The following is a 7,602-nucleotide window of genomic DNA, read 5'->3' on the forward strand; positions in this document are numbered from 1 at the left end:
TCCAATAACTTTTACATCTTCTGTCGAAAGATCATAAGTTTGTGGCTCGTGAATAGGATCATTACTCAATGGAATTAAAGTAATGATATTTCCGGATCGTGATACCTTTTTGACCGTCGCATCATAACCATTGACTTTCACGACCGCAATTTGACCATTTTCTACAAACGGTGTTTCCTCCACAAGGACAAATGAGCCTTCAGGGAATTCAAGATTCATACTTGTACCTCTAACAATGAGATAAAAATACTTTTTAGCTGAATTCAAGAAAGTGGATAGCATTGGTAAATAGCCTTCAATATTTTCTTCTGCAAATATTGGTGTACCAGCTGCGACAGCTCCTATTATAGGGATGTGGGTAATATTCGATTGATTTTTGTCGACTGTCTCATATATAGATAACTCTTCTTTGACCTTGTCAGTACTTTGGTTTTCTAGTCGCTCTAAATCATCGGTAGTAATCCCTAATCCTTTACATACTTTAATTACATTATCAACAGATGCCTTGCCTATGCCTCTTGATAGCATTGATTGTAATGTTGTAGGTGGTAGCCCGATTTTTTCTGCAAAAGCTCTTTTACTATAACCAGCTTCTTTTATTAAGTGCGTAATAATCTCCGCCTTCTTCATTAATTTCACCTCCTTTCGAATTGAAATGTATACGATATTTCGTATATCTGTTTATATCATAACCTAACTGAATTTGTATGTAAATAGAAAAACATACGAAAATGAGTATTTTTTTTCGTTTTTTCGTTGACTTCGTACGAAAATGCGTTTATATTGAAAGAAGAATGAACGCAGTATCGTACAAAAAATGGGTGGTGAGAAAATGTATCCGAATTTGCGTGCAGAGATGGCGAGAAAAGGAATTATGATTACAGAAGTGTCTTCGCACCTGAATCTTCGCCACGCGACAGTTAGTGACAAGATAAATGGAAAGTTTCGTTTTTACTATGACGAAGCACTTGAAATTAAGAAAACTTTTTTTCCAGAACATAATTTAGAGTATCTATTTGAGTTTGAAGAAAATAAAGTCAATTGAGTTTCGAGGAGAAATCCTCACTTTTTTTAAAAAGAAAATGTCGAATTTTCTTGGCGAGAAAGAAGGTGAGAACATGCTTAATATTCAATTAGATAACCAAATCATTGAAAAACGTTTTATAGAAGAGTTAAGAAAGCGTTTGGATCAAATTGAAAGACGAAAGACCTTGTGGGACATGAAAGAACTCTGTAAACAAACAAGTATGAGTGAAAATACTATAAAAGAGAAGTTCTTCTATGATGAACGTTTTTCAAAATACAAAATAGGTGGGAAATGGTACTTTCCAGCGGTTGAAACGGAACATTTTTTACTAATGTGGATAAGGGAACAACCAATACATTAATAAATAAGGGCTTATTTTTTTGTAATAAAAATGTCGAATTTTCTCTCTTTATAAAGAACGATTAATTCTCTGAAAAGAACAGATAAGAGGAGTGAAGAAAAATGAACGGAGTATTATCCGCAACAAGAATCATGAAAGGTCATGAAGTAAGAAAAAGATGTGCTGAAGCGAAGAACAGTCCTACATTGTTACTAGCTATGGAGTTAGAAGCAAAGCGCAGAATATACGAAATGAACCGTGAGGTTATAGATCGAAGGGAGGTGAGTTAATTGAAGGAAGTAACGTTGATTTTTAAGTCAGGTGCTAAAGCAAGGTTTACGGTAGACCAATTTAAAACAATTATAAATGGTTTCGGTTCTATTGAAAAAATTGAATGGGACACAAAAGGATTAAGTAAACAGTTGGTCCATCTCAATAAACATAATATCGATGCAATATTTGTGGAAGAGATTGCTGAAAAGGAATCTATTAAAGAACCTGATCATCCAATCGAAGATATCTATGGTTGTGAAATTAAGCAAGATGATAAGTATTTTATGTTTGGACAGGATGTTGTACTTAAAGAAAATTTAACGGATTACTTAATTGAGAAACAAAATGTTGAATGCTTTCGAGCAGTATAAAAGAAAAACCACCTGCGCCAACAGGTGATTTAAGTAAAAATATTCACAGTCATTATAGCATGAATTGATTTTGTGTAAAGTGACGAAATAAGAGTTTCATATCTATTAAAAAGTTTTAAAAACAAGCATATTATTCGAAAAACGGTTGAGAATAATAGTAAGGGAGATTTGAAATGAACGACAAACCAATCGATGAATTAGTTGCGGAAAAGGTTATGGGATGGATTAAGCCACCTGAAACATCAATTTTGAAATCAATGTGGGTAGAAACACCGATAGGTGCTGTTCATCCACAGTTACCTAAGTTTAGTACAAATATTGAGGATGCTTGGTTAGTAGTTGAAAAGTTACAAGATCAAGAACGTATTGTGAAAGTGATGGGGAAAACAGAACAAGGAAATATGTATTGCTCTATTGATGGTAGGCATGGAGCCACAGGAAGAGGCGCACCAATGGCAATATGCATAGCAGCCTTAAAAGCTGTAGGGGAGGAATGGCAGTAATGGATATTAGTGTGATTGAGAAACAGGTACAAGCTATGAATGCAGCTTATGCCAATGGCATTCTGGGGTTTTTCGATAATAACCGAGTTCATGTAAATTATCGACTATTAGAAGAATTGTTGAATGAAGAAGGGGATTTAGAAGTAGTGAAACGTGATTGCATGGAATACCCCATTCAAGTTAATTTCACGAAAAATGGCTTTACATACTTTTCTGTTTACAGTGCAGAGAAATTTAAAAAAACATTTGGAGGTAATATCGATGAATCCATTACAACAAAATGAATTAGTGGAAGTTGATGAATTACAAGCAGCGGAGCAACAGTTTGAAATTACGGATATTAACGGTTTAAATTGGGCGTTCCGTAAAATTTCAACTCTTAAAGTACAAGAAAAGGAAATTACGACATTAGCAAATGTTGAACGTGAGCGTATCACTGAATGGGAGAAAAACGAATTAAAGCCCATCCACAATAGTATTTCATTCTTTGAAGGTCATATTCAACGTTACCATGCGGAACAACTTGCAGCAGATCCAAAGCAGAAAACAATTAGTACGCCTTATGGTAAATCGAAAACTCGTAAGAGTAGTGAAGCGCCGGAGCAAAAGGATAAAGCCCAGATACTTCAATATGCTATTGAAAACGAGCTGGATGATTGCTTGAAAACAGAAGTCAAATGGGCTGATTTCAAGAAGAAACTCAAAATTGTAGAAATCAGTGGTGAAAAAGTAATTGTGGATGAAGATGGACAAATTGTTCCCGGGGTTAAGGTTAATCCTGAATCTATTTCTTATAGCGTAGAAGTTTAGAAATGATTCAGTTCTATAAAGGAATAAGGTTAGAACAAATTAATCGTAATTACAAAAGATATGCAGCAAAGCGTTTTACATTAGGTGGAACAAATCAAAATGTATGGATTCCTAATAAGCATTTAAATCCTGACGGATCCATAAAAGAAAATGAAAATATCGATTATGTATTTCGAAAAGCTCAAAGGCAACTAGAGCTTGCTGGATATACAGAGCCAATCATTGGCATAAAAAGACGTTCGATTGTGGAGGTATAAGAATGTTTCAAGTAACAGAAGCACAACGTGAAAAGGAAAAAGCGGTTATTGGTTTTATTGGATGTAGTGGTTCTGGAAAAACAGTAAGTGCGTTAATCGTAGCTTATGGAATGATGAAAGAAGCATATCCAGAAGCCAGTGAAGCTGAAATTTGGCAAAAAATCGGTGTGATTGATACAGAGCATCGACGTTCTAAACTATATGCCAATCTTGAAATAGGCGGTATTCGCATTGGTCAATTTAGACATATTGATTTCCCACCGCCTTTCACAACTGAAAGATATAACCTTGCTGTTATTACTATGAAGAATGCAGGTACGGAAGTAGTAGTCATCGATTCAATTTCTCACAATTGGATGGGTGAGGGTGGAATTGTTGAAACTCATGGGCAAATGTCTGGTAACTCGTTTCAAAACTGGGGCAAACTTGCGCCTGAAACTAATAAACTAATAAAAACTCTTACACAAAATGATATTCATATGTTAGTAACATTCCGAACAAAAACAGAGTACGTTGTAGAGCCTAACAGTGATGGGAAAATGGCACCACGAAAAGTTGGTACCAAGCCTGTACAAAAAGAAGAAATGGAATATGAGTTCATGCTTAATTTTATTATCGATATTGACCATGTAGCTGATACTTCAAAAGATAATACGCAAATGTTCGAAGGACATCCACAGAAGATTACAGCTGATGTAGGTCGCAAATTATATCAATGGCTTGAATTAGGTCTTGATGTGAAAGCTGAAGAAGAATCTAAGCGGACAAGCCTGATTAATCAAGTAATGCAAATGGTGAATGGAAATTCAGAAATGCAAACAAAGGTACAAGAATTTGAAATTAAAGCAAATATGAAACTTGAAAACTTCACTATTAAGTTAGCTCAATTAGCTTTAGATAGATTACAAGATTTGAAAACTAAGGAGGAAAAATAAATGTTTACAGTAGATCACGAACAAGCTAAAGGATTTGAACAAGTTAAGTCAGGAGAATACGAGGTAACAGTTGTTAATTATGAATTGAAACAAGCTGACTCTGGAAACAACATGATTGTTGTGGATTATGAAATTCGTAGTGATGTAGATCAAGCCTTCCAAGGACAAAAGCTCTTGTTTGATAATTTTGTTGTAACTGAAAAATCAATGTGGAGATTACAAGCCATATCTAAGGCAGCAGCTTTTCCAACTGGGATGAAATTTAGTTCTTACAAAGAATGGGCAGATACACTTTTAAATAAGCATCTTCGTGTAGTAGTAGGTGAGCGTGAATATAACGGTAAAAAATATCCGCAAGTAAATGGATTTAAAGAATCGGAAGCATCGGCTCCAAGTACTGGATTTACAGTTTCAGATGAGGATGTCCCATTCTAAAAGTTAATTAACAAGATTCAAATAGGAGGGAGCTACTAACGGCTCCCTTTTCCAAAGGGAGAAAATCAAATGAGATATAAATTTAATCAAATACCGGCAGAGCTTAAAAACACTCCTCATTGGATCTTATGGCGGTCAGAAGTAAGAAACGGTAAGAAAACAAAAGTTCCTTATCAAATCAATGGGGAAATGGCTCAATCAAATAATAAGCGTAGCTGGTCAACGTTTCCGACAATCATAAAATTCTATGAACAAGGAGATTATGACGGGATTGGATTCATGTTTTCAAAGGATGATCCATTCATTGGAATAGATATTGACCATTGTATCCAAGAAGGTGCTCTAACAAGTTTAGCTGAGGATGTTATTGAAACAGTTAATAGTTACACGGAATATTCACCAAGTGGTGATGGCATCCACATTATTGTGAAAGGTAAGCTGCCATTAAAAGGACCAGGTACAGGACGGAAAAACGTAGATCTTGGATTGGAAGTATATAGACATGGACGGTATTTCACTTTTACTGGTGATTGCTTGGATCAAGTTCCTGTGGAAGATAGAACGGATGAATTAAAAGTTTTATTTGAGAAGTATTTAAAAGAAAAGCCAAAGCCTGAAAAGAAGCAAAGCACTACTTCATTCGAACGAGAAGATATTACTAGTTTATCGAATGCAGAATTGTGGGAGCGAATGTTTGGTAGTAAAAGCGGTGGAGCCATTAAAGATTTATTCCAGGGCATGTTGATTAACGGTGATCATTCTTCAACTGATATGGCTCTATGTAATCATTTAGCATTTTGGACGGATAAAGATGCTGCAAAGATGGATTCAATGTTTAGAGAGTCTTCCTTACTTCGTGAGAAGTGGGATAAGCCACATTCAAGTGATGGTCGTACATATGGACAAATGACAATTGATACAGCAATTCTTTCAACTCCTTCCACAATAGCTGATTATGAACCACCTGAAGAGAAAAAGTATGAGGTTTATATTTCTAATAACTCAATTGAAGATACTGAGGAAATAATCGATGAAACGCCAAAGTTTCATTTAACTGAGTTAGGAAACGCAGAACGAATTGCATATCATCATGGCGAGAATGTTCGCTATTGCAATGAGTTGGAATGGCTCATATGGAACGGCAAGCATTGGCATGAGGATAGTAAGAGACAGATTGAAGCTATTACGGCCAAAACATTGAGAGCCATATACGGAGAAGCAAAAGCTACAGAAGATAAATATCAATCAAAGATGTTGCATGATTGGGCTAAGAAATGTGAAAGACGGACAATCAGGATAAATAGCATATTGGATGTGCGGCCAATGGTATCAGTTAAAAAGAAAGAATTAGATGCTCATAACTTTCTATTTAACTGTGATAACGGAGTTATCGATTTAAAGACTGGTGAATTATTATCGCATGACCGCGATTTGTTATTAACGAAACTTTCTCCAATCAAGTATGACAGAAATGCTGAGTGCCCAAACTGGAAAGCTTTCTTGGAAAGTATTTTTAAAACGCATACCGGTGCAGCGGATCATGAGCTCATTAATTATTTACAAAAAGCAATCGGTTATTCATTAACCGGTGTAACTAAAGAGCAAGTAATGTTTTTCTTATTCGGTAATGGCCGTAATGGTAAATCAACATTTATAAATGTTGTCCAGGACATACTTGGAGATTATGGACGACAGACCAACAGCGATACTTTCTTGAAAAAGAGAAATGATTCAGGAATCAATAATGATGTGGCCCGACTTGATGGAGCACGTTTTGTATCGGCCGTTGAGAGTGAGGAAGGGCAACAATTATCTGAAGCCCTGGTTAAACAAATCACTGGTGGAGAAAAGATGTCGGCACGTTTCTTACGCCAGGAATATTTCGAGTTTACACCTGAGTTTAAAGTATTCTTCACTACCAACCATAAGCCGATTGTAAAAGGTTCGGATGAAGGTATCTGGAGAAGGATTATGCTTATTCCATTTACCGTAACAATCCCAAAAGACAATATTGATTATGATCTACCTGATAAATTAGCAAAAGAAATGCCTGGTGTATTACGATGGGCTGTTGAGGGTTGCATGAAGTGGCAGTCCGAAGGGTTGCGTGCTCCGGAAGCCGTGAAGGCAGCGACTGCAGAATATCGTGAGGACATGGACATATTGGCACCTTTCATTGAGGAGAATTGTACAGTGAATTCTTCAGTAAGGATTGAAGCGAAGTCACTGTATGAAAATTATACAAAATGGTGTTATCAAAATAACGAATTGGAATTAAAAAACCGTGCTTTTTATCGTCAATTAGAAGTTCGTGGGTTTAAAAAAGAAAAAGGTACAGGAAATAAAAACTTCGTTATTGGAATTACATTAAATAAACTTGCGGGTTCAAATTTATTTTCAACTGAAAATGAAGATAAAAACAACGTAACTCCTATAAATAGGAAAAAACTTTAAGTCAGAGTTACTAAAGAGTTACTTAATTATTTTTTTAGTAACTCGTATAAACGTTGATATAACAATGTTTGTAGATAAATAGTTACTTAAGTTACTGAATTTCCTATATCAGCTCTTAAGAAAATAAATAAATAAAAAATAATATATATATAGGACTTTAATAGAAAAACGGGTAACTTTAGTAACTTTAATAACTA

Annotated in this window: 12 protein-coding genes; 11 read left to right on the top strand and 1 reads right to left on the bottom strand. The window is 35.3% G+C overall.

The annotated features are described in order from the left end of the window. On the bottom strand, positions 1-630 hold a 630-nt coding region (locus KI369_RS27500; RefSeq protein WP_212958772.1), incomplete at its 3' end, for a LexA family protein. A 202-nt stretch (positions 631-832) separates the two neighbouring features. On the opposite strand from KI369_RS27500, the gene KI369_RS27505 reads away from it, so the two are divergent. The 11 genes from KI369_RS27505 (at position 833) to KI369_RS27555 (ending at position 7,405) form a co-directional block, all read left to right on the top strand. Beyond that, positions 833-1,045, top strand: coding sequence for a hypothetical protein (locus tag KI369_RS27505; protein ID WP_134197666.1), 213 nt, complete (start codon positions 833-835; stop codon positions 1,043-1,045). 73 nt (positions 1,046-1,118) lie between these two features. Next, positions 1,119-1,388 carry a hypothetical protein gene (locus tag KI369_RS27510; RefSeq protein ID WP_134197667.1) on the top strand — a complete coding sequence of 90 codons (270 nt, stop codon included), beginning with the start codon at positions 1,119-1,121 and terminating at the stop codon, positions 1,386-1,388. A gap of 101 nt (positions 1,389-1,489) precedes the next feature. Continuing rightward, a complete protein-coding gene (locus tag KI369_RS27515) occupies positions 1,490-1,657 on the top strand; it encodes a hypothetical protein (RefSeq protein WP_212958774.1) in 168 nt (55 codons plus the stop codon). Next, positions 1,658-2,011, top strand: a complete 354-nt coding sequence (locus KI369_RS27520; RefSeq protein WP_212958776.1) for a YqaI family protein — start codon at positions 1,658-1,660, stop codon at positions 2,009-2,011. It abuts the gene before it with no gap. Between the two features lie 173 nt (positions 2,012-2,184). After that, the gene (locus KI369_RS27525; protein ID WP_212958778.1) at positions 2,185-2,514 is read left to right on the top strand and encodes a BC1872 family protein; all 330 of its coding nucleotides are present in this window, start codon (positions 2,185-2,187) and stop codon (positions 2,512-2,514) included. Further along, complete coding sequence (locus tag KI369_RS27530; RefSeq protein WP_212958780.1) at positions 2,514-2,798, top strand: hypothetical protein; 285 nt, start codon at positions 2,514-2,516, stop codon at positions 2,796-2,798. The genes KI369_RS27525 and KI369_RS27530 overlap by 1 nt, the downstream gene beginning before the upstream one ends. Next, positions 2,776-3,324, top strand: coding sequence for a host-nuclease inhibitor Gam family protein (locus tag KI369_RS27535; RefSeq protein ID WP_212958782.1), 549 nt, complete (start codon positions 2,776-2,778; stop codon positions 3,322-3,324). Before KI369_RS27530 ends, KI369_RS27535 begins: the two co-directional genes overlap by 23 nt. A gap of 2 nt (positions 3,325-3,326) precedes the next feature. Next, positions 3,327-3,581, top strand: a complete 255-nt coding sequence (locus tag KI369_RS27540; RefSeq protein ID WP_212958784.1) for a hypothetical protein — start codon at positions 3,327-3,329, stop codon at positions 3,579-3,581. A gap of 2 nt (positions 3,582-3,583) precedes the next feature. Then, complete coding sequence (locus KI369_RS27545) at positions 3,584-4,516, top strand: AAA family ATPase (protein ID WP_103655882.1); 933 nt, start codon at positions 3,584-3,586, stop codon at positions 4,514-4,516. Next, on the top strand, positions 4,517-4,951 hold the full coding sequence (locus tag KI369_RS27550) for a DUF669 domain-containing protein (protein WP_098164035.1): 435 nt from the start codon (positions 4,517-4,519) through the stop codon (positions 4,949-4,951). It abuts the gene before it with no gap. A 69-nt stretch (positions 4,952-5,020) separates the two neighbouring features. After that, positions 5,021-7,405 (top strand): phage/plasmid primase, P4 family, encoded by a 2,385-nt coding sequence (locus KI369_RS27555; RefSeq protein WP_212958786.1) that lies wholly within the window; start codon positions 5,021-5,023, stop codon positions 7,403-7,405. Positions 7,406-7,602: the final 197 nt, after the last annotated feature.

The organism is Bacillus sanguinis (assembly GCF_018332475.1).
Lineage (GTDB): Bacteria > Bacillota > Bacilli > Bacillales > Bacillaceae_G > Bacillus_A > Bacillus_A sanguinis.

What these genes read in the sequence shown, in the direction of transcription:
- KI369_RS27505 (WP_134197666.1), top strand. Translation starts at nt 833, where the DNA reads ATGTATCCGAATTTGCGTGCAGAGATGGCGAGAAAAGGAATTATGATT.
- KI369_RS27510 (WP_134197667.1), top strand. Translation starts at nt 1,119, where the DNA reads ATGCTTAATATTCAATTAGATAACCAAATCATTGAAAAACGTTTTATA.
- KI369_RS27515 (WP_212958774.1), top strand. Translation starts at nt 1,490, where the DNA reads ATGAACGGAGTATTATCCGCAACAAGAATCATGAAAGGTCATGAAGTA.
- KI369_RS27525 (WP_212958778.1), top strand. Translation starts at nt 2,185, where the DNA reads ATGAACGACAAACCAATCGATGAATTAGTTGCGGAAAAGGTTATGGGA.
- KI369_RS27530 (WP_212958780.1), top strand. Translation starts at nt 2,514, where the DNA reads ATGGATATTAGTGTGATTGAGAAACAGGTACAAGCTATGAATGCAGCT.
- KI369_RS27535 (WP_212958782.1), top strand. Translation starts at nt 2,776, where the DNA reads ATGAATCCATTACAACAAAATGAATTAGTGGAAGTTGATGAATTACAA.
- KI369_RS27540 (WP_212958784.1), top strand. Translation starts at nt 3,327, where the DNA reads ATGATTCAGTTCTATAAAGGAATAAGGTTAGAACAAATTAATCGTAAT.
- KI369_RS27545 (WP_103655882.1), top strand. Translation starts at nt 3,584, where the DNA reads ATGTTTCAAGTAACAGAAGCACAACGTGAAAAGGAAAAAGCGGTTATT.
- KI369_RS27550 (WP_098164035.1), top strand. Translation starts at nt 4,517, where the DNA reads ATGTTTACAGTAGATCACGAACAAGCTAAAGGATTTGAACAAGTTAAG.
- KI369_RS27555 (WP_212958786.1), top strand. Translation starts at nt 5,021, where the DNA reads ATGAGATATAAATTTAATCAAATACCGGCAGAGCTTAAAAACACTCCT.